Source organism: Pseudomonas sp. HP_01, assembly GCF_055284355.1.
In genome coordinates this window covers 36934-62441 of sequence record NZ_JBTOPV010000067.1, presented here as the reverse complement: position 1 = coordinate 62441, position 25508 = coordinate 36934, and the positions used below count along the sequence as shown (strand labels likewise).

General features: G+C 60.2%; 24 protein-coding genes and 1 pseudogene. 18 read left to right on the top strand and 7 right to left on the bottom strand.

Annotated features, from left to right (window positions below; translation table 11 throughout):
* Positions 1–166 precede the first annotated feature (166 nt).
* The 5 genes from ACYAR8_RS23150 to ACYAR8_RS23130 all read left to right on the top strand — a co-directional run bounded on the left by ACYAR8_RS23150 (position 167) and on the right by ACYAR8_RS23130 (position 3960).
* Positions 167–1078 (top strand): LysR substrate-binding domain-containing protein, encoded by a 912-nt coding sequence (locus ACYAR8_RS23150; protein WP_108121214.1) that lies wholly within the window; start codon positions 167–169, stop codon positions 1076–1078.
* A 211-nt stretch (positions 1079–1289) separates the two neighbouring features.
* Positions 1290–1781: a 5-(carboxyamino)imidazole ribonucleotide mutase gene (purE, locus tag ACYAR8_RS23145; protein WP_074885928.1), complete on the top strand. Its 492-nt coding sequence runs from the start codon at positions 1290–1292 to the stop codon at positions 1779–1781.
* Between the two features lie 7 nt (positions 1782–1788).
* On the top strand, positions 1789–2871 hold the full coding sequence (locus ACYAR8_RS23140) for a 5-(carboxyamino)imidazole ribonucleotide synthase (protein ID WP_074885925.1): 1083 nt from the start codon (positions 1789–1791) through the stop codon (positions 2869–2871).
* A 227-nt stretch (positions 2872–3098) separates the two neighbouring features.
* Complete coding sequence (locus ACYAR8_RS23135; RefSeq protein ID WP_037016790.1) at positions 3099–3344, top strand: GlsB/YeaQ/YmgE family stress response membrane protein; 246 nt, start codon at positions 3099–3101, stop codon at positions 3342–3344.
* 79 nt (positions 3345–3423) lie between these two features.
* Positions 3424–3960 carry a DUF3299 domain-containing protein gene (locus ACYAR8_RS23130; protein WP_074885922.1) on the top strand — a complete coding sequence of 179 codons (537 nt, stop codon included), beginning with the start codon at positions 3424–3426 and terminating at the stop codon, positions 3958–3960.
* A gap of 167 nt (positions 3961–4127) precedes the next feature.
* Here the strand turns inward: ACYAR8_RS23130 and ACYAR8_RS23125 are convergent, their stop codons facing one another.
* Together ACYAR8_RS23125 and ACYAR8_RS23120 are read right to left on the bottom strand one after the other, a co-directional pair.
* Positions 4128–5039, bottom strand: coding sequence for a D-hexose-6-phosphate mutarotase (locus tag ACYAR8_RS23125; protein ID WP_463581163.1), 912 nt, complete (start codon positions 5037–5039; stop codon positions 4128–4130).
* Positions 5040–5145: 106 nt separating this feature from the next.
* On the bottom strand, positions 5146–5547 hold the full coding sequence (locus ACYAR8_RS23120) for an acyl-CoA thioesterase (RefSeq protein WP_037016781.1): 402 nt from the start codon (positions 5545–5547) through the stop codon (positions 5146–5148).
* A gap of 379 nt (positions 5548–5926) precedes the next feature.
* On the opposite strand from ACYAR8_RS23120, the gene ACYAR8_RS23115 reads away from it, so the two are divergent.
* The 8 genes from ACYAR8_RS23115 (at position 5927) to ACYAR8_RS23080 (ending at position 16495) form a co-directional block, all read left to right on the top strand.
* Positions 5927–7225: an MFS transporter gene (locus ACYAR8_RS23115; RefSeq protein WP_463581162.1), complete on the top strand. Its 1299-nt coding sequence runs from the start codon at positions 5927–5929 to the stop codon at positions 7223–7225.
* A 149-nt stretch (positions 7226–7374) separates the two neighbouring features.
* On the top strand, positions 7375–8355 hold the full coding sequence (locus ACYAR8_RS23110) for a PstS family phosphate ABC transporter substrate-binding protein (RefSeq protein WP_463581161.1): 981 nt from the start codon (positions 7375–7377) through the stop codon (positions 8353–8355).
* A gap of 184 nt (positions 8356–8539) precedes the next feature.
* Positions 8540–10825, top strand: coding sequence for an ABC transporter permease subunit (locus ACYAR8_RS23105; RefSeq protein ID WP_463581160.1), 2286 nt, complete (start codon positions 8540–8542; stop codon positions 10823–10825).
* A 15-nt stretch (positions 10826–10840) separates the two neighbouring features.
* The gene (pstA, locus tag ACYAR8_RS23100; protein WP_463581159.1) at positions 10841–12511 is read left to right on the top strand and encodes a phosphate ABC transporter permease PstA; all 1671 of its coding nucleotides are present in this window, start codon (positions 10841–10843) and stop codon (positions 12509–12511) included.
* Between the two features lie 111 nt (positions 12512–12622).
* Positions 12623–13456, top strand: a complete 834-nt coding sequence (gene pstB, locus ACYAR8_RS23095; protein ID WP_463581158.1) for a phosphate ABC transporter ATP-binding protein PstB — start codon at positions 12623–12625, stop codon at positions 13454–13456.
* Between the two features lie 49 nt (positions 13457–13505).
* Positions 13506–14264, top strand: a complete 759-nt coding sequence (gene phoU, locus ACYAR8_RS23090; RefSeq protein ID WP_037016764.1) for a phosphate signaling complex protein PhoU — start codon at positions 13506–13508, stop codon at positions 14262–14264.
* A gap of 173 nt (positions 14265–14437) precedes the next feature.
* Positions 14438–15343, top strand: coding sequence for a response regulator (locus ACYAR8_RS23085; RefSeq protein ID WP_074885899.1), 906 nt, complete (start codon positions 14438–14440; stop codon positions 15341–15343).
* Positions 15344–15586: 243 nt separating this feature from the next.
* Positions 15587–16495, top strand: coding sequence for a peptidoglycan DD-metalloendopeptidase family protein (locus ACYAR8_RS23080; protein WP_463581157.1), 909 nt, complete (start codon positions 15587–15589; stop codon positions 16493–16495).
* A gap of 550 nt (positions 16496–17045) precedes the next feature.
* Here ACYAR8_RS23080 and ACYAR8_RS23075 read toward each other — a convergent pair.
* The 3 genes from ACYAR8_RS23075 to phoB all read right to left on the bottom strand — a co-directional run bounded on the left by ACYAR8_RS23075 (position 17046) and on the right by phoB (position 20526).
* Positions 17046–18386 carry a hemolysin family protein gene (locus tag ACYAR8_RS23075; protein ID WP_074885893.1) on the bottom strand — a complete coding sequence of 447 codons (1341 nt, stop codon included), beginning with the start codon at positions 18384–18386 and terminating at the stop codon, positions 17046–17048.
* Between the two features lie 100 nt (positions 18387–18486).
* Positions 18487–19746, bottom strand: a complete 1260-nt coding sequence (phoR, locus tag ACYAR8_RS23070) for a phosphate regulon sensor histidine kinase PhoR (RefSeq protein ID WP_463581230.1) — start codon at positions 19744–19746, stop codon at positions 18487–18489.
* A 90-nt stretch (positions 19747–19836) separates the two neighbouring features.
* Positions 19837–20526 (bottom strand): phosphate regulon transcriptional regulator PhoB, encoded by a 690-nt coding sequence (gene phoB, locus ACYAR8_RS23065; protein WP_065988205.1) that lies wholly within the window; start codon positions 20524–20526, stop codon positions 19837–19839.
* 170 nt (positions 20527–20696) lie between these two features.
* Here phoB and ACYAR8_RS23060 point away from each other — a divergent pair, with 170 nt between their 5' ends.
* Positions 20697–21077, top strand: a complete 381-nt coding sequence (locus tag ACYAR8_RS23060) for a COG4315 family predicted lipoprotein (RefSeq protein WP_074885888.1) — start codon at positions 20697–20699, stop codon at positions 21075–21077.
* A 35-nt stretch (positions 21078–21112) separates the two neighbouring features.
* On the opposite strand, the gene ubiA is transcribed toward ACYAR8_RS23060, so the two are convergent.
* Both ubiA and ACYAR8_RS23050 read right to left on the bottom strand, forming a co-directional pair.
* The gene (ubiA, locus tag ACYAR8_RS23055; protein WP_463581156.1) at positions 21113–22003 is read right to left on the bottom strand and encodes a 4-hydroxybenzoate octaprenyltransferase; all 891 of its coding nucleotides are present in this window, start codon (positions 22001–22003) and stop codon (positions 21113–21115) included.
* Positions 22003–22581: a chorismate--pyruvate lyase family protein gene (locus ACYAR8_RS23050; RefSeq protein WP_463581155.1), complete on the bottom strand. Its 579-nt coding sequence runs from the start codon at positions 22579–22581 to the stop codon at positions 22003–22005. The genes ubiA and ACYAR8_RS23050 overlap by 1 nt, the downstream gene beginning before the upstream one ends.
* A 406-nt stretch (positions 22582–22987) precedes the next feature.
* Between ACYAR8_RS23050 and ACYAR8_RS23045 the strand changes: the two genes are divergently transcribed.
* The 4 genes and pseudogenes from ACYAR8_RS23045 (at position 22988) to ACYAR8_RS23030 (ending at position 25501) form a co-directional block, all read left to right on the top strand.
* A complete protein-coding gene (locus ACYAR8_RS23045; protein WP_032856748.1) occupies positions 22988–23155 on the top strand; it encodes a rubredoxin in 168 nt (55 codons plus the stop codon).
* Between the two features lie 34 nt (positions 23156–23189).
* Positions 23190–24338 (top strand): NAD(P)/FAD-dependent oxidoreductase, encoded by a 1149-nt coding sequence (locus tag ACYAR8_RS23040; RefSeq protein ID WP_074885879.1) that lies wholly within the window; start codon positions 23190–23192, stop codon positions 24336–24338.
* Positions 24339–24526: 188 nt separating this feature from the next.
* Positions 24527–24796 (top strand): annotated as a pseudogene (locus ACYAR8_RS23035) (HU family DNA-binding protein); the annotation flags it as partial.
* 330 nt (positions 24797–25126) lie between these two features.
* Entirely contained in the window at positions 25127–25501 is a 375-nt protein-coding gene (locus ACYAR8_RS23030) for a helicase (protein WP_463581154.1), read from the top strand.
* The last annotated feature ends 7 nt before the right edge of the window (positions 25502–25508 follow it).

The following is a 25508-nucleotide window of genomic DNA, read 5'->3' as shown; positions in this document are numbered from 1 at the left end:
TTGATACTAGGCCTGTGCGCTATTCCGGACCAATGCTGTAAAACGCTGCCCTATGCACAATCGGCATAATGCCGCAGTGACGCGGGGATTGTTACGGGCGTGTGAATCAGTGTATGAGGCTCTCGTCCGCACCCGCGAATGCGCAACTTCTAAGGCTGGAGAAACGATGAACCTGGAAAGCAAATGGCTGGAAGATTTCAGTGCGCTGGCCGCGACCCGCAGTTTTTCCCAGGCAGCGGAGCGTCGGTTCGTCACGCAACCGGCCTTCAGTCGGCGCATTCGCAGCCTTGAAGCTGCGCTTGGGCTGACGCTGGTCAATCGCTCTCGCACGCCGGTCGAGCTGACGGCGGCGGGGCAGTTATTTCTCGTTACCGCGCGCACTGTGGTCGACCAGCTCGGCGAAGTGCTGCGTCATCTGCACCATCTGGAAAGCGGGCAGGGCGAGGTCATGCAGATCGCGGCCGCGCACTCGCTGGCACTGAGTTTCTTCCCGCGCTGGATCGCGCAACTGCGCAACGAAGGGCTGAATATCGCCACGCGACTGGTCGCCACTAACGTCGGCGACGCGGTGCACGCGCTGCGTGAAGGCGGCTGCGATCTGATGCTGGCGTTCTACGACCCTGATGCCGCGCTGCAAATGGACGCCGAGATCTTCCCGTCGCTGCACTTGGGCGTGACCGAAATGCTACCGGTCTGCTCGACGGACGAGGAGGGACGGCCGCTGTTCGATCTGGAAGGGGAGCAGAGCGTGCCGCTGCTGGCGTACAGCGCGGGTGCATTTCTGGGTCGCTCGGTGAACCTGCTGTTGCGCCAGCGCAGCGTACGCTTCACGACGATTTACGAAACGGCGATGGCTGACAGTCTCAAAGGCATGGCGTTGCAAGGGCTGGGGATCGCATGGGTGCCGCGGCTGAGCGTGACGGCGGAGCTTGAACGAGGCGAGCTGGTGATCTGCGGAGGGCCCCAATGGCATGTTCCGCTGGAGATCCGGCTGTACCGCTGCGCGTTGGTTCGCAAGGCCAATGTCCGGCTGCTGTGGCGCAAGCTGGAAGCCGGCGGCACCTCACCGGCTGCCTGACCTTGGAGTCAGTAAATCCGGGCTTCCACGGGCCGGTTTGGCGGGCTGACGGGAGGTCGCCGGCAGCCTGTCAAACGAGAATCTTTGCGGTATACTCCGCGGCCTTCGGCCGGTTCGACTGGTCATAATTTGTACGACAAGCCACGCCGGTCCTCCCGCGTGGCTTGTTGTTTTTAGTCGCGCCTGCGGGCGCCCGATGAGAGGCACGACGATGAGCGCACTGGTTGGCGTGATCATGGGCTCCAAGTCCGATTGGTCCACCCTTAGCCACACCGCCGACATGCTTGAAAAGCTCGGCATTCCGTACGAAGTCAAAGTGGTTTCGGCGCACCGCACGCCCGATCTGCTGTTCAAGTACGCCGAAGAAGCCGAAGGCCGTGGTATCGAGGTGATCATCGCCGGCGCCGGTGGCGCTGCTCATCTGCCAGGCATGTGCGCTGCCAAAACTCATCTGCCCGTTCTGGGTGTCCCGGTTCAGTCTTCCATGCTGTCGGGCGTTGATTCATTGCTCTCCATCGTGCAGATGCCTGCCGGCATTCCGGTCGCGACCCTGGCCATTGGCAAGGCGGGCGCGATCAACGCTGCGCTGTTGTCGGCCAGTATCCTGGGCGCCAAGCACCCACACTTCCACGCAGTGCTGAAGAAATTCCGCGCTGAGCAGACAGACAGCGTTCTGGACAATCCAGACCCACGCGAGGCCTGAGGTTTTCATGAAGATCGGCGTAATCGGTGGCGGCCAGTTGGGTCGCATGTTGGCACTGGCGGGCACCCCGCTGGGGATGAACTTCGCCTTCCTTGACCCTGCACCGGACGCCTGCGCCGCTGCCCTTGGCGAGCACCTGCTCGCCGATTATGGCGATCAGGAGCACCTGCGCCAGTTGGCCAATGATGTCGATCTGGTCACCTTCGAATTCGAAAGCGTGCCCGCTGAAACCGTCGCCTTCCTGTCGCAGTTCGTGCCGGTTTACCCGAGTGCAGAAGCGCTGCGCATCGCCCGCGATCGCTGGTTTGAAAAAAGCATGTTCAAGGACCTCGGCATACCGACGCCGGCGTTCGCTGATATCCAGTCCCAGGTCGATCTGGACGCTGCGGTAGCCAGCATTGGTCTGCCGGCTGTGCTGAAAACCCGCACGCTGGGTTACGACGGCAAGGGTCAGAAAGTCCTGCGCACACCGGAAGACGTGATCGACACCTTCGCCGAACTGGGCAACGTGCCTTGCCTGCTGGAAGGCTTCGTGCCGTTCACCGGCGAAGTCTCGCTGATCGCCGTGCGCGCCCGTGACGGTGAAACCCGCTTCTATCCGCTGGTTCACAACACCCATGACAGCGGCATCCTGCGCCTGTCCATCGCCAGCACCGATCACCCGCTGCAGGCGCTGGCTGAGGATTACGCCGGGCGGGTGCTCAAGCAGCTGGATTATGTAGGCGTGCTGGCCTTTGAATTCTTCGAAGTCGATGGCGGCCTTAAAGCCAACGAAATTGCCCCGCGCGTCCACAACTCGGGCCACTGGACCACCGAAGGCGCCGAGTGCAGCCAGTTCGAGAACCATCTGCGCGCCGTTGCCGGGCTGCCGTTGGGTTCGACGGCCAAGGTCGGCGAAAGCGCGATGCTCAACTTCATCGGTGAAGTGCCGGCAGTGGATCAGGTCATCGCTGTCGAAGATTGCCATCTGCATCACTACGGCAAAGCCTTTAAGGCCGGGCGCAAGGTCGGCCACGCCACGGTGCGCAGCAAAGACCGCGCAACGCTGGATCGTCAGGTGAAGCAGGTCGAGGCACTGATCAGAAACTGATCACTGCGCTGGCCAGTCTTGATCGCCTCTGTAGGAGTGAGATTGCTCGCGATAGCATTTGTCCGCGACATCATTGCTGTCTGACCCACCGCCATCGCGGGCAAGCGCGCTCCTACAAAGACCGGTGTACTTTCCTGTTGAACCATTCGCCGGGCCACCCCTCTCATAGCGTGTTGCCAATAGCCAGCTAGGCTTTTGGCATATTCATTCAAACAGAGGGACATGGCATGGGAATCATCGGAACCATCTTCATCGGCTTGATCGTAGGTCTGCTGGCGCGCTTTCTGAAGCCAGGCGACGACAGCATGGGCTGGATCATGACCATCCTGCTCGGCATCTGCGGCTCGCTGGCCGCCACTTATGGTGGTCAGGCGCTGGGTATCTACCGCGCAGGCGAGGGTGCAGGTTTCCTCGGTGCGCTCGTCGGCGCGATCATCCTGCTGGTGATCTACGGCATGATTAAAAAGCGTTAAGCACGCCTGGCCCTCTGCGCTATTGCAGCGCAGAGGGCTAGAATGCCCGGCATTCAACTCCTCTCGCCGAGCATCTCCAATGCGTCATCTCCTCTTCGTTTCACTGCTGCTGGTCTGCGGACTGGTACGCGCCACTGAATTACCCGAAACCGACTGGCTTGAACTGATGCCGAAGTCGGATCAGAAAGCCCTCGAAGCCATGCCCGAAATCGACCACAACTCGCCGGAAGGCCAGGGCACGTTCGACAGCAAGGGCGGTTTGAAGCAGAGCAAGGGCTTGCCTGCCGTCATGTACTCCACCAAAACCGTCGCGTCGATGAACGACAAAACCATCCGCCTGGGTGGCTATCCGGTGCCGCTTGAGACTGACGCGAAGGGTCGCAGCACGCTGTTCTTCCTCGTCCCGTACCCGGGCGCCTGCATCCACGTGCCGCCACCGCCGCCGAATCAGCTGGTGTTGGTGCGTTATCCGAAAGGCCTGAAGATCTCCGACATTTACACACCGTTGTGGGTCATCGGCACGTTGAAGGTGGAGAAGGTCAACAATGATCTCGCCGACGCCGCCTATGCGCTGGACGCATCGAAAGTGCGTGTGGTGGTTGAGGCGGATTTGTAGGACTGGTCTTGGGATCCACTGTGGGACCGGCTTTAGCCGGGAAGGCGTCGGGTGTCACACCGCAAAATTCATGGTGCTCATGCAGGCCTCTTCCCGGCTGAAGCCGGTCCCACAAGTAGAGCGCGTTCACTCAGTGGGACTGGCTTGGACCCCAATCCCACAGGCTGTCAGGCTTCTGCCAACGGCTCGGCCCAGATGCTGACGCTCAGCGCGTGCATATCACCCGGCTTGAGCGTCACGACGTCGGTCATGACGTTAGCCGTCTCAACGCACACCATGCTCTTCCAGCCATCAGCCTGCATGTCGTCGAAAGTCTTGGTCTTGTCGATCCACGGGTTCCAGACGATGGCCGAGTGCGAACCCGTCGTTTGAATCTGAATCCGGCGCTTCCATTCCGGGTCGACCACTGAAATCAGGTCAGGCGTGTCCTGGTAAATACGGTCCGTCTCGCCGGTGAACGTGATGTCACCCACCTGCACGTTCTGGGTGTCCCAGCTTTCCAGCGTGTTCAGGTACTCGACGCCATCCAGCCCTTCGATGCTGATCTGGCTCACATCGCTCACCGCGAAATAACTGTGCAGCGCCTGACTGAGCGTGACGTCTTCAGCGCCAGCGTTGAAGCTCACCAGACTGACATTCAGCGCGGCATCCAGGCGGATGTGCAGTTTCAGGCCGACGGTATGCGGCCAGCCCGGCAACTGTCCTTCGGCCTGAGGCTGAATGAAGTCGACGATCAGTGCGTCGCCGTCCTCACCCACGCCCATCAATTCCCAGTCGATCGCCCGGACTTCACCGTGGGCCTTTGCCGGCTCGTTGCTCTCGCGCATGGCCTGCACGCTCGACGGGTTACGCTGAAAATTGCCAAACCACGGCCAGCAGATCGGCATCCCGCCGCGAATAGGCTTGCCCGATTTGAACAGCGCGCCCGGGTTCGACCAGATCAGCGGCTCATCGCCGTCGACCTGGTAACTGATGATGTGCGCGCCCTGTTGGGCGATCACCAGTTCGGCCTGGCCGTGGCGGATGCGCCAGCAATTGAGCTCACCGAGCTGGAAGGATTCGACGTTTGACGTAGGCATAGGGGTTCTCACTCGAAGGACAGTGACTGAATCAGACTGCGCCAAGCTTGATGAGTTTGTTGCGCAAAGCCAAGGGCGGGCACATCGGCCCACCCTGGCTTAATGATCAGCGTCGAGCCGGCACTGAGCGGGTACGGCCGCTGCCGTCGATGGCGACGAAAACGAACACCGCTTCGGTCACCTTGCGCCATTCGCTGGACAGCGGATCATCGCTCCACACCTCGACCATCATTTGAATCGAGCTGCGACCGATTTCCAGGGTTTGGGTATAAAACGACAACTGCGCCCCCACCGCGACCGGCACCAGGAACGCCATGCGGTCGATGGCAACAGTCGCCACACGTCCACCGGCCACCTTGCTCGCCATGGCAGTCCCGGCAAGGTCCATCTGTGAAACCAGCCAGCCGCCGAAAATATCGCCAAAGCCGTTGGTTTCGCGGGGTAGGGCGGTAATCTGCAGGGCCAGATCGCCCTGCGGTATTGGATCTTCTTGTTCGAGCTCAATCATTTTTGGGTCCCTCTGACCCATGACTCTACTAAGTCTTCATTTTGTTTAAAGGGAAACTCTGCGAAAACGACTTGGGCAAATGGTTTCGCACAACTTCCCTGAAGAGCCCGGTTGAGTCGCGGCCGGCAAGTATATCGAGCGCGCCGTCTTGAAACGACCGCAGGTTTTCCATGATGCCTTCGTGTCATTGCAATCCATGTGCATTTGTACGCAATTTGCTATCGTGCCGGACCGACCTGGCGCACTACGCCATTTTTGGCACGCAATTTTGATGCCCGATTAACTTTTCGAGTCGAGAAATCGCGTGTGAAGCCGTTACCCACGGTTGAGTCACCGTTGATTTTCGCCCAAAGAGAGCCTCAAAAGAGAAGCCATTGTTATGTCCTCTGTGCCTTTAAGCGCCACACAGCCTTCGCGCCCGCTGAACCGCAACGATTACAAAACCCTTTCACTGTCTGCACTGGGCGGAGCGTTGGAGTTCTACGACTTCATCATTTTCGTGTTCTTCGCAGCGGTGGTAGGCAAGCTGTTTTTCCCCGTAGACATGCCCGAATGGCTGCGTTTGATGCAAACGTTTGGCATTTTTGCCGCCGGTTATCTGGCTCGGCCGCTGGGCGGCATCGTCATGGCGCATTTTGGCGATCTGCTGGGCCGCAAGAAAATGTTCACCCTGAGCATTTTCCTGATGGCCGTGCCGACGCTGATCATGGGTCTGCTGCCCACCTACGCGCAGATCGGCATCTGGGCGCCGCTCTTGCTGCTGCTGATGCGCGTCATTCAAGGCGCCGCGATCGGTGGCGAAGTGCCTGGCGCGTGGGTATTCGTTTCCGAACACGTTCCCGCCCGTAACGTCGGTTACGCCTGCGGTACCCTCACGTCCGGTCTGACTGCCGGGATTTTGCTCGGCTCGCTGGTCGCCACTTGGATCAACAGCGTGTACTCGCCCGTTGAAGTCTCGGACTACGCCTGGCGGATTCCCTTCCTGCTCGGTGGTGTCTTCGGTCTGATGTCGGTTTACCTGCGTCGCTGGCTGCACGAAACCCCGGTGTTCGCTGAGCTGCAATTGCGCAAGCAACTGGCTGAAGAAGTGCCGCTAAAAGCCGTACTGCGTGATCACCGCGGTGCCGTTGTGCTGTCGATGTTGCTGACCTGGCTGCTGTCGGCAGGCGTTGTCGTGGTGATTCTCATGACCCCGACACTGCTGCAGAAGGCCTACGGTTTCGCACCTGCCGATACCCTGAAAGCCAACAGCCTCGCGATCGTTTTGCTTAGCCTGGGATGTATCGGGGCTGGCGCGCTGGCGGATCGAGTCGGCGCGGGCCTTGTGTTCCTGTTCGGCTCGCTCGGTCTGCTGGTGAGTTCGTGGACCTTCTACCATATGATCGGCACGCACCCGGATCTGCTGTATCCGCTGTACGCGATCACCGGTTTGTTCGTCGGCACCATCGGCGCGGTGCCCTTCGTGATGGTCAAGGCCTTCCCGCCGGTGATTCGCTTCACCGGGCTGTCGTTTTCCTACAACCTGGCATACGCCATCTTTGGTGGTTTAACGCCAATGGTCGTCAGCCTGATGTTCGCTGCCAACCCGATGGGCCCATCGTGGTATGTGGCGATTCTTTGCGCCATGGGCATGGGGATCGGTGTTTTCCTGATGAGAAGAAAGCCGGTCGAGTCCTGATCGAGCTGAAGGCAAAACTTCCCGCTGAAACCGAGGCCGCCAGTCGTAATGACTGGCGGCCTTTCATTTGATTGTCACAATCCGGTCATAGATTAGTCACATGGCCAGCACCGACCTCGGCCGACTATCGACCTCGCCAGGAGCAAGGCATGACCTTCAGACGTTTGATGACTGCACTGACTTTTGCCGCTGCTGGCTTAACCACTGCGGCTGCGGTTGCCGCCGTCGATCCGGCAATCAAGCCCTACATCAAAACCAGCGGTGTCTCCGGGAATCTGTCCAGCGTGGGCTCCGACACCCTCGCCAACCTGATGACGATGTGGGCCGAGGCCTACAAGAAAGAATACCCAAGCGTGAACATCCAGATTCAGGCCGCCGGCTCCTCGACAGCGCCGCCCGCATTGACGGAGGGCACTGCGACGCTGGGGCCCATGAGTCGCAGGATGAAAGACGGCGAATTGTCGGCGTTCGAGCAGAAGCATGGCTACAAACCGACGGCGATTCCCGTGGCCGTCGATGCACTGGCAGTGTTCGTCCACAAGGACAACCCTATCAAGGGCCTGACGCTGCAGCAGGTTGACGCGATCTTCTCCGCGACCCGGCTGTGCGGTGCCAGAGCCGACGCGAAAACCTGGGGCGATGCAGGTGTTACGGGGGATCTGGCCGGCAAGGCCATCCAGCTGTTCGGGCGTAATTCGGTTTCCGGCACCTACGGTTTCTTCAAGGAAGAGGCCCTGTGCAAAGGCGACTTCAAACCCAACGTCAACGAACAGCCCGGCTCCGCTTCGGTGGTCAGCTCGATCAGCAACTCGCTGAACGGTATTGGTTACTCGGGCATTGGTTATAAAACCTCCAGCGTGCGCACCGTACCCCTCGCGAAAAAAGAGGGCGGCGAGTTTGTCGAAGACAACGAAGCCAACGCGCTGAATGGCACCTACCCGCTGGCGCGCTTCCTTTATGTGTACGTCAACAAGGCGCCTAACACGCCGCTGAATCCGCTCGAAGCCGAGTTCGTCAGATTGATCCTGTCAAAACAAGGTCAGGAAGTTGTCATGAAAGACGGGTACATTCCGTTACCAGCCAAGGTCGTTAGCAAAGCCTTGGCTGATCTGGGACTACAAGAACGGTAGCGAGCGCGCTGCCCAGACAACCCTGATGCGGGGTGACAGGTTCGTCCCGCCCTACACGAAAAGGCCTTATGGAACGAGGCTCGCAGAACACTGAACAGTCCGTTGCCCCGATTCAGGGGCGGCGGGCTTTTTTGCGTCACCTCGCTGTAACGTATTTGTCATACACAGCGACTACGGTGTGCGCATGAATGATTTGGCCAATTCATCAATGACCGAAAAACCCCGTCCCGAGCGCATCGATTTCAATGCGCCCGAGCTGCAACGCAAGCGCAGGATCCGTGCGCTCAAAGACCGCCTGACGCGTTGGTACGTGTTAGTGGGCGGTCTTGCCGTGTTGGCCGCCATCACCCTGATCTTCTTCTACTTGGCTTACGTCGTCGCGCCGTTGTTTCAGGGTGCGAAACTGACACGCAGCGATGCCCAAACACCTGCCTGGCTGCAGGATGGCGGCAAACCAATGGTGCTGGTCATCGAAGAGCAGAACCAGGTCGCCATGCGTGTGTCCGAGAAGGGCGAAGCATTGTTTTTCCACCTCAAGGACGGCGACGAGATTTCTCGCGTGGCCTTGCCGATCCCTGCTGGCGCGAAGGTGACGGCGGTGGCGCAGGATCAGCCCGGCAAGCCCTTGATCGCGGTTGGCCTGTCCAACGGCCAAGTGCTGGTGTTCAAGCACGCGTACCCGATCAGCTATCCCGACAGCAAAAAAACCATCACCCCCACGATTACCTATCCCTACGGCGAGACGCCGCTGGCACTGGACGAGGAAGGGCGGGCGCTCGAGCACGTCAGTCTGAACGCCAGCGACACGACGCTGATTCTGGCCGGTGCAACCGGTACCCAGCTGCATGTGTTGTCGCTGACCCAGTCCGAAAACCTGATGACGGGCGAGACCAACCGCGAGCAAAGTCGCATCGACTTGCCGCAGCTGTCAGCGGCCGTCAAAGCCATCTATATCGATCCGCGTCAGCAATGGCTGTACGTGATTAATGGTCGTGCGCTGGCGGATGTATTCGACCTGCGCGATCGCACGTTGAACGGTCGCTACAAGCTGCTCGAGGACGCCAACGCCGAAACCACCGCCAGTACGCAACTGGTGGGTGGCATCTCGCTGGTGATCGGCAGCTCCCGAGGCAATATTGCGCAGTGGTTCATGGCGCGGGACGTCGATGGCGAGATGCGTCTGCAGCACATTCGTGACTTCAAAATGAGTGGCGCGCCGATCTCCCAGATCACCAGCGAGCAGCGCCGCAAAGGCTTCATCGCCATGGACACCTCCGGCAAGCTCGGCGTGTTCCACAGCACCGCTCACCGCACGCTGTTGATCGACCCGATTGCCAGCGGCCCGGCCGTAATGGGTTTGTCGCCGCGGGCAGATCGCATCATCGTTGAAGACGACGGCAAGCTGCTGCCCTTGAGCCTGAAAAATCCGCACCCGGAGATCTCCTGGAGCGCGCTGTGGGACAAGGTCTGGTACGAGAACTACGACGAACCCAAATACGTCTGGCAATCCACCGCTTCAAACAGTGATTTCGAGCCCAAGCTCAGCCTTGCGCCGCTCACCTACGGCACGCTCAAGGCCGCGTTCTACGCCATGCTGCTGGCTGCGCCGATTGCCGTCGCCGCTGCTATCTACACCGCTTACTTCATGGCGCCGCGCATGCGTCGCAAGGTCAAGCCGATCATCGAACTGATGGAGGCGATGCCGACGGTCATTCTCGGCTTCTTCGCCGGGCTGTTCCTGGCGCCGTATCTGGAAGGGCACCTGCCAGGCATCTTCAGCCTCATGATCTTCACCCCCATCGGCATCTTGCTGGCGGGGTTTGGCTGGACGCGCTTGCCCGACTCGATTCGCCTGCGGGTGCCCGACGGTTGGGAAAGCGCGATTCTGATTCCGGTCATTCTGCTGATCGGCTGGGCCTCACTGAGCATGAGCCCGCACCTGGAGAACTGGTTCTTCGGCGGCGACATGCGCTCGTGGATCACCAACGACCTGGGCATCACTTACGATCAGCGCAACGCACTGGTGGTGGGAATCGCCATGGGTTTTGCGGTCATTCCCAACATCTATTCGATCGCCGAGGACGCCGTGTTCAGCGTGCCGCGGGGTCTGACGCTCGGCTCACTGGCCCTCGGCGCTACGCCGTGGCAGACGCTGGTTCGCGTGGTGATTCTCACCGCCAGCCCGGGGATTTTCTCGGCGCTGATGATCGGCATGGGACGTGCTGTGGGCGAGACCATGATCGTGCTCATGGCCACCGGCAATACGCCGATCATGAACATGAACCTGTTCGAAGGCATGCGCACCCTGGCGGCCAACGTAGCGGTGGAGATGCCCGAGTCGGAAGTGGGCGGCAGTCATTATCGCGTGCTGTTCCTCGCCGCCCTGGTGCTGCTGATGTTCACATTTGTCATGAATACCTTGGCAGAGCTGATTCGTCAGCGCCTGCGCAAGCAGTATTCGTCTCTCTAGGGCAGGTTGAAACCGATGAAACAGACCTCCCTCAAACGATGGTTCAACAGTGGCGGCCCCGGCGTTTGGCTGAGCGCGGGTGCGGTATCTATCGCAGTGATCATGACCATCGGCCTGCTGGCGGTGATCGCGGTGCGCGGGCTGGGACACTTCTGGCCCGCCGATGTCATTTCCGCCCGGTACGACGTTCCCGGGCAGGAAAACCACGTACTGGTGGGCGAACTGGTTCAGTCTGAACAAGTGCCGCGCGCCAGGCTGAAGGCCGCCGGGTTGCCAGTCCCTGATCAGGGGCCCGAGTTCATGACCCGCGATCTGTTCAAGGTCGGCAACCGGGATATCAGCCCCAGCGATTTTAACTGGGTCATTGGCGAGTGGCTCAAGGACCAGCGCAAGCCCGTGGAGTTGATGACACTGGAGCGCCGCGAGTGGGGCAACTTCTACGGCTATCTGGTCAACGTCAAGGAAGACGGCAAGGTCGTCGCGGAAGGCGAAGCTGCATGGCCGCAGCTGCAGGCGCGTATCGAGCGGGTGCAGGGCATTTCCGATCAGCTGGACGACCTGGAGAAGGGCGAGATCGGCGCGATCAACCACGGCATCGAGCGGCTGCGTCTGCACGCGCGAAAGCTTGAGCTCAACGGCGAACTCGATGCCGCCGCCCAGGCCGACATGGCCACTGAGCGCGCCGAATACGACGCGCGCTACAAGGAAGTCGAGTCGCGGCTGGGCGCTTTGCACGCCGAATACAATCGCGACAGCCTGACGGCCCGTGACGCCAACGGCAAAGAGATCGAGATCAGTATCGGCAAGGTGGTTCACGCGTATCAGCCCAACGCCATGGGCACGATGACCAAGCTGGGGTTCTACTTCCAGAAGCTCTGGGAGTTCCTCAGCGACGACCCGCGCGAGGCTAATACGGAGGGCGGGATTTTCCCGGCGATCTTCGGCACCGTGATGATGACGCTGATCATGGCCGTCATTGTGACGCCCTTTGGCGTGCTCGCGGCTGTGTATCTGCGTGAGTACGCACGCCAGGGCGTAATGACGCGCTTGATCCGCATCGCCGTGAACAACCTCGCGGGCGTTCCAGCGATCGTCTATGGGGTGTTCGGGCTGGGCTTTTTTGTTTACGTGCTGGGCGGTTCTCTGGATCAACTGTTCTTCCCCGAGGCCCTGCCGGCGCCGACGTTCGGCACGCCAGGCTTGCTGTGGGCGTCACTGACCCTCGCACTGCTCGCGGTGCCGGTGGTGATCGTCGCTACCGAGGAAGGTCTGGCGCGTATCCCGCTGACGTTGCGCGAGGGCTCGCTGGCCTTGGGCGCAACCAAGGCCGAAACGCTGTGGAAGATTGTTCTACCGATGGCCAGCCCGGCCATGATGACCGGCCTGATTCTGGCCGTGGCACGGGCAGCGGGTGAAGTGGCGCCGCTGATGCTGGTGGGCGTGGTCAAGATGGCGCCGTCGCTGCCGCTGGACGGCAATTACCCGTACCTGCACCTCGACCAGAAGATCATGCACCTGGGTTTCCATATTTACGACGTCGGCTTTCAAAGCCCCAATGTCGAGGCCGCGCGCCCGCTAGTGTACGCCACGGCGCTGCTGCTGGTGCTGGTAATCGCGCTGCTGAACCTGTCGGCGGTAACGATTCGCAACCGCCTGCGCGACAAGTACAAGGCGTTTGAAGACTAAGTCAGCGACAAGCTCCAAGCTTCAAGCGGCGAGCTGAAAAGCCGCATACCGTATCAGCACCACATTTGCAGCTTGCGGCTAAAGGCTTGCAGCTACGAACGGAGAGAGACCATGCGACACGAACCCCACGCCCACGGCATCAATATGTCGGCCCTGGGTCGCAAGCGCCAGGTGCTGGATCTGGCGAACGAAGCCGTTGCGCTGGAAGTGCCGGGGCTGGATCTCTTCTATGGCGAGAAGCAGGCGCTGTTCGACATTCGCATGAACATCCCGAAACAACGCGTCACCTCGTTCATCGGGCCGTCCGGGTGCGGGAAGTCCACCTTGCTGCGCACGTTCAACCGCATGAACGATCTGGTGGATGGCTGTCGCGTACAGGGCGAGATCAAGCTCTATGGCCACGACATCTACACTAAAGGCGAGGACGTCGCTGAGCTGCGTCGTCGGGTCGGCATGGTCTTCCAGAAGCCCAACCCGTTCCCCAAGACCGTTTATGAAAACGTGGTCTACGGGCTGCGTATTCAAGGCGTGAACAAGAAGCGTGTCCTCGATGAAGCCGTCGAGTGGGCGTTGCGTGGCGCTGCATTGTGGGACGAGGTCAAGGACCGCCTGCATGAGTCGGCGCTCGGGCTTTCCGGTGGTCAGCAGCAACGTCTGGTGATCGCTCGCACTATCGCCGTCGAACCTGAAGTGCTGCTGCTTGATGAGCCGTGCTCCGCGCTCGACCCGATTTCGACCCTGAAAGTCGAAGAGCTGATCTACGAACTGAAATCCAAATACACCATTGTGATCGTTACCCACAACATGCAGCAGGCGGCGCGCGTGTCGGATTACACCGCGTTTCTGCACATGGGCAAGGTGGTCGAATACGGGGACACCGATACGTTGTTCACCAATCCGACCAAAAAACAGACTGAAGACTACATAACCGGTCGTTACGGCTAGCACGTGTTTCGTCAGCCTTGAACCACCGCAATCAATTGGACGGACACTCATGATCAAAGACAGCCATACACATCACATCTCCCAGCAGTTCAACGCTGAACTGGAAGAAGTTCGCAGCCACCTGCTGGAAATGGGTGGTCTGGTCGAGAAGCAGGTCAACGACGCGGTCACTGCGTTGATCGAAGCCGACTCGGGCCTGGCCCAGCGAGTGCGTGAGGTGGACGACCGCATCAACCAGATGGAGCGCAACATTGACGAAGAGTGCCTGCGCATCCTGGCCCGTCGTCAGCCTGCTGCCTCCGACCTGCGTCTGATCATCAGCATCTCCAAGTCGGTCATCGACCTTGAGCGCATCGGCGATGAGTCCACCAAGATCGCCCGACGTGCGATTCAGCTGTGCGAAGAGGGTGAGTCGCCCCGCGGTTACGTCGAAGTGCGCCATATCAGCGATCAGGTCAGCAAGATGGTACGCGATGCACTGGACTCGTTTGCCCGCTTCGATGCCGATCTGGCGTTGTCGGTTGCGCAGTACGACAAGAACATCGACCGCGAGTACAAGACGGCGCTTCGTGAGCTGGTCACCTACATGATGGAAGATCCGCGCTCGATCTCCCGCGTGCTTAATGTGATCTGGGTACTGCGTTCGCTGGAGCGCATCGGTGACCACGCGCGGAACATCTCCGAACTGGTCATCTACCTCGTGCGCGGTACCGACGTCCGCCACCTGGGCCTCAAACGCATGCAGGAAGAGGTCAAAGGCCTTACCGCCGAAAGGATTAATGTTCTGGACGCGCCTGACGATAAATAAGATTGCCTGAGAAAAAACGCCTGGCGACCGCCGGGCGTTTTTATTTCTCCGGTCTGCCCGTATTTTTCAAGTCACCCGCGAGTAAAAGTCCCGGTGTCGTCAAACAGTTTGGCAGCTGGTCATCCGCCAGCGAATGCTCGCCATTTACGGTGAACACGCCATCAGGAGCGTCGATGAGTAAAGTCAGTGTATTGGTGGTGGATGACGCACCGTTCATCCGTGATCTGGTCAAGAAAGGCCTGCGCAACGCGTTTCCAGGAATCGCGCTGGAAGACGCAGTCAACGGCCGCAAAGCGCAAGTGCTGTTGAGCCGTGAAGTATTCGATCTGGTGTTGTGCGATTGGGAAATGCCCGAGATGTCCGGGCTGGAATTGCTGACCTGGTGCCGTCAGCAGGACAGCCTGAAGACCATGCCTTTCATCATGGTCACCAGCCGTGGCGACAAGGAAAACGTGATTCAGGCGATCCAGGCCGGCGTATCGGACTTCATCGGCAAGCCGTTCACCAACGAGCAACTGCTGACCAAGGTCAAAAAAGCGCTGCACAAGGTCGGCAAGCTCGACGCGTTGATGTCCAGTGGTCCGGCCCGCGTCAATGCGGCGTTTGCCAATGATTCGCTCAGCGCCTTGACGGGTAATCGCCCTGAAGTCGTCAACACGGCACCCGCTGCTTCGGCGGCATCGCAAGCGGCTCAGCCTCCGGTCCAGCCTATGGCCAAGGCGGCTCCAGCTGCGGCACCTGCGGGTCGTGGCCAGGGCCAGTTGCGTCTTCCGAGCGGGAACCAGCCCTGCGTGATCAAAGCGCTGACGCTCAAGGAAGCGTCGCTGCTGGTCCGACGTGGCGAGGTGCTGCCGCAGATCCTCGAAAGCGCCGTGCTCGATCTGGAGCAGGGTGATAACGCCGAGGTCGCGCGTCTCAATGGCTATCTTCACGCGATTGCCGCATTCGAGCAGAAGCCGGACAGTGACTGGCTGCAGGTCACCTTCCGATTCGTCGACAAGGACACCCAGAAGCTTGATTACCTCTCGCGCCTGATTGCCCGTGGTACAGCGCAGAAGCACTTCGTACCGGGTGCCTGATTGGCCAGCCAGTTCGCTGCGCGCCAGCGCAGCGTCTGGACGACGGGTCATATTCAACCGAGGCGGGTAGCGGCCTGACGAAACGCACGCCTGGCCTGCATAGAAATTGCAATTCCGATCGCGCACCGTGCTGACGCGATTTCCTTGACGCTCCGTCTATTACCGATTGATTCGGATGAGTCCAATTGCGTTGGCATCACTGTTAGGCTGGGCGCTAATCGTCCACTCACCAGGTCTATCCCGATGTTAGAGCGCGTGCTGGTTGTCTGTGCCTTGCTGCTGGCCACGCAGACCGCCGGGGCAGTCACGATTTATCGGTTCACTGATGCCAACGGCGTGGTGTCGTTTACCGACCAGCCGGTGCGTGGCGCCCAGGTGATGAAGCTTCGCGAGCGGATGGTCGAGCGCATCGATAGCCAGGTGCGCCTGAGCGTCAAGAAAGCCAATGGCAGCGACAGCCTTTACGTGCGAAACGACCTTTACGCTCCCGTGGAAGTCGAGCTGCGTCTGGCCGGGGTGAAGAACGTGGTGGGCGTGTCGGACCAAGTCATTCGCCGCACCATTGCGGCGCGCAGCAATGAACGCCTCATCGCCCTCAGCCCGCAAGTCGCCAGCAAGGCCATGACCTACAAGCCCAGCCTGCGATCCATCGTGGGCGACCCGCAGCGGCGCGTCTCGGCGAGTGGATTTGCCTATCGCTATCCGTTGCCGTGGGTGGGCGGGCCGTTTCGTATCAGTCAGGGTGCCAATGGGTCCTACAGCCACATCGGGGCCAAGAGCCGCTATGCGATCGACATCGCCATGCCCGAAGGCACGCAGATCATCGCTGCCCGGGGCGGTACCGTGATCAAGACCGAGAATGCGCAATCAGGCCGAGGCGCAAACCCATCGGGCAACTTCGTGCGCATCCTGCACGACGACGGCACGATGGGCGTGTATCTGCATCTGCAGCAAGGATCAGTGAGCGTCAAGGAAGGGCAGCATGTGGCAGTGGGCGCGCCGCTCGGACGGTCTGGCAATACCGGCAACAGCACCGGCCCGCATTTGCACTTCGTGGTGCAGCGCAATGTCGGGCTGGCACTGGAGTCTATCCCGTACGAATTCTCGCAACCGGTCCAGAGCCTGCCCAACTTCGCGATTGGCGGGAATTGATCATCTGCCAGCAAGGCGCCGCATAGTGCAGGAGCGCGCTTGCCTGCGAATGCGATTTGCCGGTGGAATCAGCTCTGACTGACCCACCGCGTTCGCCAGCAAGCCGGCTCCTACGGGATGTGTGCCAGCCCGGAAGGAGACAGTCTCACAGCAATTTATGAACGGCCACACACCTGTAGGAGCGCGCTTGCCCGCGAATGCGATCTGCCTGTGGAATCAGCTCTGACTGACCCACCGCGTTCGCCAGCAAGCCGGCTCCTACGGGATTTGTGCCAGCCCGGAAGGAGACAGTCCCACAGCGATTAATGAACGGCCACGCACCTGTAGGAGCGTGGCTTGCCCGCGAATGCGATCTGCCTGTGGAATCAGCTCTGACTGACCCACCGCGTTCGCCAGCAAGCCGGCTCTTACGGGATTTGTGCCAGCCCGGAAGGAGACAGTCTCACAGCGATTGATGAATGGCCACACACCTGTAGGAGCGTGGCTTGTCCCGCGATCTGGCGCGCAGCGGCAGCAAAAGGGCACATCCAGGATCCCGCCAGCGGCGTGGTCAATCCAGCTTCAACACCTTCGCCAGCACGATCTTCGGGCCTTTCATCTTCTTGATGATGATGCGCAGACCTTCGACTTCCATGACTTCTTCTTCCTCGGGCACGCGCTTGAGGCTGTCGTAGATCAGGCCTGCCAGGGTTTCGGCTTCAACGTGGTCCAGATCGATGCCCAGCAGGCGCTCGACCTTGAACAGCGGCGTGTCCCCACGTACCAAAAGCTTGCCCGGCTGATAGGCCAGTATCCCGCGCTCGGCCTTGCGGTGTTCGTCCTGAATGTCGCCCACCAGCACTTCCAGCACGTCTTCCATCGTCAGGTAGCCGATGACCTTGCCGTCGGCTTCTTCGACCAGCGCAAAGTGCGCGCCGCCCTGACGGAACTGCTCCAGTAGACGCGACAACGGCATGTGCTTGGACACACGCTCCAGTGGACGCGTGAGCTCGGCGAGGTTGAAGGATTCGGGAAGGTGGTCCAGCGCCGCCAGTTCCAGCAGCAGGTCCTTGATGTGCAACAGACCCACAAACTCGTTGCGGTCCGAGTCGTACACCGGGTACCGGCTGAACTTGTGCCGGCGGAACATCGCAAGGATTTCCTTGAGCGGGGCGTTGAATTCCAGCGAAACCATGTCTTCGCGGGAGTTCGCCCAGTCCACCACTTCAAGCTCGCCCATTTCCACAGCCGACGCCAGCACGCGCATGCCTTGGTCACTCGGGTCCTGACCGCGGCTTGAGTGCAGGATCAGCTTGAGCTCTTCACGGCTGTAATGATGCTCGTGATGCGGGCCGGGCTCGCCCTGGCCTGCGATGCGCAGAATGCCGTTGGCGCTGGCGTTGAGCAGGTAGATGGCCGGATACATTGCCCAGTAGAAGAGGTACAGCGGCACCGCCGTCCACAGCGACAACAGCTCGGGCTTGCGAATGGCCCAGGATTTCGGGGCCAGTTCACCCACCACGATGTGCAGGTAAGAAATCATGAAAAAGGCGCTGAAGAACGACACGCCTTTGACGACTTCAGGCGACTCCACGCCCACCGTCTCGAGCAAAGGGGCCAGCAAGTGCGCGAACGCCGGCTCACCGACCCAGCCCAGACCCAGCGACGCCAGCGTAATACCCAGCTGGCAAGCCGACAGATAAGCATCCAGCTGGCTGTGAACGGTGCGCAGAATGCGTCCGCGCCAGCCATTGTTGTCGGCGATGGACTCGACGCGGGTGGAGCGCAGTTTGACCATGGCGAATTCCGCTGCAACGAAGAATCCGTTGAGCAGAACCAACACCATTGCGAAAAGAATCATGCCGAAATCGGCGAAGAGTGAAGCCAGGCTGATACCAGGGGAAGGGTCCATGATGGGGTTTTGCAGGTTCCGTTTTGAAGTGTGAAATGAAACAAGCCCTCACAATTGGAGGGCACAAGGGACGCAATTTAGCGGCTATCTACAGGCTTGCCTAGGCTTTGGTCATCTGGGCCGGTGCAAAGTTGCAGATAAACACACTGCCTTTGCCGGGGACGCTGTTGATTTCCAGTGCTGCGCGATGGCGCAGCAGCACGTGCTTGACGATCGCCAGGCCCAGGCCTGTCCCGCCAGTGTTTGACGCGCGGCTGGAGTCGACGCGGTAGAAGCGCTCGGTCAGGCGCGGAATGTGCTTGCTGTCGATGCCGATGCCGGAGTCCTGCACGCTCAGGTGCGCGCCACGGCCGTCACTCCACCAGCGGACGCGGATCTTGCCCTCGGCCGGCGTGTATTTGACGGCATTGAAGATCAGGTTCGAGAACGCGCTGCGCAGCTCCGCCTCGCTGCCCTTGAGGCTGGCAGCGCTTTCCAGCTCCAGGGTGATTTGCTGGTTCTTGTCTCCTGACAGTGCCTGAGCATCATTGGTGATGCTTTGCAGCAGCGACGACACGGCCACGGGCTGGTTGTCGGAGGGGTAATCGGTGGCTTCCAGCTTGGCCAGCAGCAGGAGATCGTTGAGCAGCGTCTGCATGCGTCCGCCTTGCTGATGCATTTGCTGCAACGCACGGACCCAGCGCGGGTTCACTTCTTCAACGTTATCCAGCAGCGTCTCCAGATACCCGCAGATGACCGTCAACGGTGTACGCAGCTCGTGGGACACGTTGGCGACGAAGTCTTTGCGCATCTGCTCCAGCTGATGCATGCGCGTCACGTCGCGGACCAGCATCAGATGCTCGTTGTTGCCGTAGCGGGTGATCAGCATCTGAATGCGCAGGCGATCATTGACCGGCGAAGGGATCTCCAGCGGCTCGGCGTAGTTGGCGTGCTCGAAGTATTCCTTGAACCGCGGGTGGCGTACCAGATTGGTCACCGGCTGACCGCTGTCCTGTGGGGTCTTCAGGCCCAGCAAGGTTTCTGCGGCGCGGTTCCACCATTCGAGGTTGCCGTCGCTGTCGAGCATGATCACGGCATCTTTCAGCGCGGCGGTGGATTCCTGGACACGGTCGATAACCGCTTGCAGGCGGCCACGCACGCGCTGGTCGCGCCGTTGGAGATGGTAAATGCTGTCGAATACTTCACCCCACAAGCCATAGCCATCGGGTGGCGGCTCGTCGGGTTTGTGATGGCGAAGCCAGTCATGCAGGCGCAGCAGCTGTTTGAGGGTCCAGGCCAGATAAAGCCCCAGACCGATTGCCAGACACCCACCGTAATGCCCGCTGATCAAACCGGCCAGCAACGAGGCTGTGACCAACATCAGCAAGTGCCGGATCAGGGTGCCATGCCAGTTGTGATTCAATTAACGCGTCCTTGTCTTCAGCGGTCTGAATCGCTGCCAAAAGCTTTTTCAGCTTTTGGTGGAGAAACGGTAGCCAGTACCGCGGACGGTTTGTACCAGATTTTCATAAGCCTCGCCGAGGGCTTTGCGCAGACGCCGGATATGGACATCCACGGTGCGCTCTTCCACGTAGACGTTTCCGCCCCAAACCTGATCGAGCAACTGCCCACGGGTGTAGGCACGTTCCTGATGGGTCATGAAAAATTGCAGCAGGCGGTATTCGGTTGGTCCCATCTCGGCAGGTGTGCCGTCGATGGTCACGCGATGGCTGATCGGGTCCAGCAGCAGACCGCCCACTTCGATCGGCGATTCGCCGTCGTTGGGGGCAGCTCGCCGCAGCACGGCCTTGAGCCGGGCGACCAGCTCGCGGGGAGAGAAGGGTTTGGTGATGTAATCGTCGGCGCCGACTTCAAGACCCTGGATCTTGTTGTCCTCTTCGCCTTTGGCCGTGAGCATGATGATCGGGATGTCACCGGTCAGCTCGTCACGCTTCAAACGACGGGCCAGCTCGATGCCGGATGTGCCGGGCAGCATCCAGTCCAGCAGGATGAGGTCCGGCTTGCGGTCGACGATAACGGCGTGGGCCTGTTGCGAATTCTCAGCCTCAATGCAGTCATAGCCGGCCATCTCCAGTGCGACGGCAATCATTTCGCGAATGGGTGCTTCGTCGTCGACGATCAGAATGCTTCTGCCAGCCATGCCTCGAACCTCATGTCATTTAACTGTCTTGGGGCGCATTAGATAACGGAATTATTGCAGTCGTGTGACAGGTTAGTTCGGGCTAGGCGTATTCGCCGGTCTAGGGCTAAGCTGGGGACTTGTCCTACAAGAAATGTCCATACAACGACAAACAAGAAGAGGATTCATCCATGGCTAAAATTTCTTCCGCTCTGATGCGCCTTTTGGCGGCAGCAGCGTTGGCATCTTCCGGCATGGCATTCGCTGCGGCGCCCGCGATGACCAGTGACGGCATGCTCACTGATCATAAAAGCATGACCCTCTACACCTACGACAAAGACACGTCGGCGGGCAAATCCGTCTGCAACGACCAATGCGCAACCAACTGGCCGCCGCTGATTGCCACAGCAAGCGACAAGCCTGAGGGCGACTGGACCATTATCAAGCGCGATGACGGTGCTTCGCAGTGGGTTTACAAGGGCAAGCCGCTGTACACCTTCAAAAATGACAAAGCCGCTGGTGATAAAACCGGCGACGGCAAGGGTGATGTCTGGCACATCGCCAAGCCGTGAACTGAGGCTTTGAGCGCTGCGTTGGTCCGACTCGGTCAGCGCAGTGCGTAGTCCACTACGATACCGACAAAGATCGCCAGTCCTGCCCAATGGTTGTGCAGAAAGGCCCTGAAGCAGGCTTGCGGGTCTTTGTCCCGCGTCGACCAGAACTCCCAGGCGAAGCATCCCGCCGCAACCAGCAGGCCGATGAAGAAATACAGGCCCAGCTCGAAGCGCGTACCCGCCAGCATCAGGCAGAACAACGCCAGGCATTGCAGCGTCAGGATAATCACCCGATCCGCGTCGCCGAACAGCACAGCGGTCGATTTCACACCGATCTTCAAGTCGTCCTCGCGATCCGTCATCGCGTAATACGTGTCGTATCCCACTGTCCACAGCAGATTGGCGATATACAGCAGCCACGCGGCAGCGGGCAGCTCGCCGGTCTCGGCGGTGAACGCCATCGGCATGCCCCACGAAAACGCCGCACCGAGCACCACTTGCGGGTAGTAGGTGTAGCGCTTCATGAAGGGGTAACACGCTGCCAGGGCCAGCCCGCCGAAAGACAGCCAGATCGTCGTCGCGTTGGTGAACAACACCAGCACAAAGCTCAGCGTCACCAGCACTGCAAACAGAACCAGCGCTTCTTTTGACGTCACCCTGCCACTGACCAAAGGCCGCTGCTCGGTGCGTTTGACGTGGCCGTCCACTTTGCGGTCGGCAAAGTCGTTGATCACGCAACCCGCCGCGCGCATCAGGAACACGCCAACGACGAAAATCAGCAGCGTGCTCAGAGACGGCGAGCCTTTGCCGGCAATCCACACGGCCCACAAGGTTGGCCACAACAATAGATAGATGCCGATGGGCTTGTCGATACGCGTGAGCTGAATGAAGTCCCAAGCGCGCGGGTTCAGACGGTTCAGGGATTTGAGCAGCGACAGGTACATCAGCGGCCCTCCTGGGCGAGCAGTGGCGGGCTGGCTTCGATGGCGCGCCATGCAGTGGGCAGAAACACTTCCGCTACCAGAATGCTCAAGGCCCCCCGGCTGAAACAGGAGCGGCGCCCCCACAAGCCCTGCTGTGCGTCAGTCTCGGGCAGCCATTGCGCAGGATAGCGGCAGACCTGCAGCGGGCCGCGGGCGAAGGCTTTATCGCTGAACAGTAATTCGCCTAGCGAACGGGTGCCGAGTTCGTCCATTTGCAGGCCGTCATGCTCCAGTGCGCTGCGGGCGGCGACACTGCGGGCAAACACCCATCTTTCATCGCGGCCCAGCAGATAGACTTCACGCACCCAGCCTTCGCTGTCCTCTGGCAAGTGCAGCGCGGCGCATTCATCTTCACGCAGGCGCTGCCAGCCTTCGAACTGCGGCTTGACGCAAAAGCGGTCGTCAGAGAGCCAGGTCAGGCGCCGGGTCAGGGAATCTTCGTGGAACAGCCACTCAAGAGCGAGAGGCGAGGGTGCTTCGATCAACTGATCGCGCAATAGCCACTCGGGCGCTGGAACTGAAGGGGTTTGCTGGATCACGGGAGACAAACACAGGCGGCAATCGAGGCGGCGAGCTTAGCATGATTGCGATTTTTGGCCGACGACCGGAGCCCCCGCCATTTAAGCGTTGGGGCCCCCGACGCCTTCCCGGCTGAAGCCGGTCCCACAGGGGATATGCGGTGCTAAAGCCAGTCCTACTGGATATGCGGTGTTAGTGGGACCGGCTTCAGCCGGGAAAAGGCCAGTGCGAACGCCATCGATTTCGCGGCGTAGCCACTGGCGCCTTCCCGGCTAAAGCCAGTCCCACTAGAAAGTACACGCGTTGAACATCAATGAAACTTGCGTCATCGCGCTGTGATCAGTAAAAGGCCTGACCCATTCGCTAAACTTCGCGACGACAGCGGAGCGTCTGGGATGTCTAGCCTGAAACCAAGAGAACCGAGCGATGAAAAAGTGGCAATGCGTAGTCTGTGGCCTGATTTACAACGAAGCCGACGGTTGGCCGGATGACGGCATCGCGCCGGGCACGCTCTGGCAGGATGTGCCGGAAGACTGGCTGTGCCCTGATTGCGGCGTCGGCAAAATGGATTTTGAAATGATCGAAATCGGCTGATCCGCCGACTTCCACGACCCCTCTGGAGAAATGAATGAACGCACCTGTCGTGATCATCGGTACCGGGCTGGCGGGCTATAACCTCGCCCGCGAATTTCGCAAGCTGGATGGCGAGACGCCGCTGTTGCTGATCACCGCCGATGACGGCCGTTCGTACTCCAAACCCATGCTCTCCACCGGCTTTGGCAAAAACAAGGAAGCCGACGGACTGAGCATGGCCGAGCCTGGCGCCATGGCCGATCAACTCAAGGCTGAAGTGCGCACACACACCCGCGTCAGCGGCATCGATCCGGGTCACAAGCGTCTGTGGATAGGGGAGGAAGCGGTGCCTTATCGCGACCTGATTCTGGCCTGGGGCGCGGAAACGGTGCGCGTGCCGGTGGCGGGTGACGCTGCCGACGCCATATTCCCGATCAACGATCTTGAAGACTATGCGCGTTTCCGCGCCGCAGCTTCTGGCAAGAAGCGCGTGCTAATCCTCGGCGCGGGCCTGATCGGCTGCGAGTTCGCCAATGATCTGATTCTCGGCGGCCACCAGATCGACCTGGTTGCGCCGTGCGAGCAGGTGATGCCCACGTTGCTGCCCCCTGCGGCTGCCGCGGCACTGCAGGCCGGGCTGGAAAGCCTGGGCGCACGTTTTCACCTCGGCCCCTTGCTGACTCGCCTTGATCGTGCCGACAACGGGCTCGAGGCGCATCTATCCGATGGCGAGGTGCTGCACTGCGATCTCGTGGTGTCGGCCATTGGCCTGCGTCCCCGCACTGATCTCGCCGCAGCGGCGGGCCTGGAAATCGGGCGTGGCGTTGTGGTCGACCGGCATTTGCAGACGTCCCACGCAAACATCTATGCGCTGGGCGACTGCGCTGAAGTAGATGGGCTGAGCCTGCTTTACGTCATGCCGCTGATGAACTGCGCCCGAGCATTGGCGCAGACGCTCGCCGGCACACCCACGCCCGTCAAATATGGCCCGATGCCGGTCACGGTAAAAACGCCGGTTTGCCCGCTGGTAGTGTCCCCGCCGCCCAAGGGCTCGGAAGGTGTCTGGACCGTGGAAGGTGAGGGCGCCGACATCAAGGCACTGTGCCGCGACGGCGACGGCAATCTGCTGGGTTACGCCCTGACGGGCGCTGCCGTGATGGATAAGCTCGCTCTGAACAAGGCTTTGCCACCGCTGCTGGCATGATTAACAGTCGTTCTGTCGGATAAGCCATCTTTTAGTTGAAACAAACGTGGCCCACGTACTGGCGCGGGTCCCGGTGGCGTGCCATTCTCATTCCGGTCTGCCGCAACGTAGAGCTGTTGCGGCACCTGCTCGCTGTCCGCAAGGGCTGCACGGGACATAAAAACAAAAAACCGTAAAAGAGGCTTCATATGCGTAAACCAGAACTCGCAGCGGCTATTGCCGAGAAAGCAGATCTCACCAAAGAACAAGCTAACCGCGTCCTCAACGCCGTGCTCGACGAAATCACCAACGCGCTGCACAAGAAGGACAGCGTCACGCTGGTTGGCTTCGGTACTTTCTTGCAACGCCATCGTGGCGCCCGTACCGGTAAAAACCCTCAGACCGGCGAGCCCGTCAAGATCAAGGCCAGCAACACGGTGGCATTCAAGCCGGGCAAGTTTCTCAAAGACAGCGTTAATCCGGACGCGGCCAAGGCAGCGAAACCAGCCAAGCCGGCTGCAGCCGCGAAAGAGGCCAAGCCAGCCAAGGCGGCAGCCGCCAAGGCACCCGCAGCAAAGAAAAAGTAATTCGCTGAGCGCCCTGCGGAGGGCGAGCAGCACGGAGATGGGCATGCCGATCAGTCGGCATGTCCATTTTTTTATGCGCGATGAATCGAGCCCCGCTAACCTGCGCGTTTCCGCCTAGCCCGCCACTTTGCGACCGGCCGGTTCTGCTTGCTCACCGGCCAATCAAGCTCGCTACACTGCGGCTGGTCACCCTGACCGCCGCTGATCCTGTGAGGCCCACGCATGAAGTTTCGTTTTCTACTCTGGATGTTGGGCCTGTTGATGGCCCGTGCCAGTCGCAATAACCCTGCGTTTCAGCAGCAACTCGCGGGGAAGGATCTGGCTTTCCAGTTGCAGACGGCTGACGGCAAGATCGCCCGGCATTTCATCGTGCGCGATCAACGCGTCAAGAGCCGCGCCGGCACCTTTGCGGCGCCGGCTTTCGTAATTTCTTTCAAGGATGCCGATTACGGCTTCGCCACAATGCAGGCCCGGAACAAGCAGCTCGCGTTCATGCAGGGCATTCAGGACAAGAACATCCTCGTTACCGGCAACGCGGGTCTGGTGATGTGGTTTCAGGGCCTGACAAAGTATTTGAAGCCGAGGAAGAAGAAGTAGTCCTCCC